We start from the raw sequence: 1,066 nt of genomic DNA on the forward strand, positions 1-1,066 counted from the left end.
ATATACATCTTCACAGTCAAAAAAGTTAAAATATTTCGTTATAAGGATTATAATAGAGAAAGAAATATAAAAAGGAGTGAACGAATTTGAAAAAAGAACTTATTGAAAGATTTACGAGATATGTGAAGATTGATACACAATCAAATGAAGAAAGTCATACAGTGCCAACAACACCAGGACAGATTGAATTTGGTAAGTTATTAGTAGAAGAGTTAAAAGAGATTGGATTATCGGAAGTGACGATGGATGATAATGGTTATGTAATGGCAACACTTCCTGCAAATACAGATAAAGATGTTCCTGTAATCGGTTTTTTAGCACATTTAGATACAGCAACAGACTTTACGGGGAAAAACGTAAAACCACAAATTCATGAAGATTTTGATGGTAATGCGATTACGTTAAATAAGGAGTTAAATGTTGTATTAACACCTGAACAGTTCCCGGAATTACCATCATATAAAGGACATACAATTATTACAACTGATGGTACAACACTTCTTGGAGCAGATGATAAAGCTGGTCTTACAGAAATCATGGTGGCAATGAATTATTTAATACATAATCCGCAAATTAAGCATGGGAAAATAAGAGTAGCATTCACACCAGATGAAGAGATTGGCCGTGGACCATCTCATTTTGATGTAGAAGCGTTTGGTGCATCATTTGCTTATACGATGGACGGAGGTCCATTAGGTGGTTTAGAATATGAAAGTTTTAACGCTGCAAGCGCTAAGTTAACTTTTAAAGGGACAAATACACATCCTGGAACAGCGAAAAACAAAATGCGCAACGCAAGTAAACTCGCTATGGAATTTGATAGATACTTGCCAGTAGAAGAAGCGCCAGAATATACAGAGGGATATGAAGGGTTTTATCATTTACTTTCTTTAAATGGTGATGTTGAACAAAGTAAAGCTTATTATATTATTCGAGATTTTGATCGTAATCATTTTGAAGCGCGTAAAAATAACATCCAAGATATTGTGAAAAACATGCAAGAAAAGTACGGCGAAGATGCAATTGTTTTAGAGATGAACGATCAATATTATAATATGCTTGAAAA

General features: G+C 33.9%; 1 protein-coding gene. It reads left to right on the top strand.

From position 1 onward, the window contains the following. Window positions 1-86: 86 nt before the first annotated feature. Window positions 87-1,066: peptidase T (gene pepT / locus AC1DTM_RS28045; protein ID WP_477001434.1), on the top strand; the 980-nt coding region annotated here is incomplete at its 3' end.

Source organism: Bacillus sp. P4_D3, assembly GCF_056401855.1.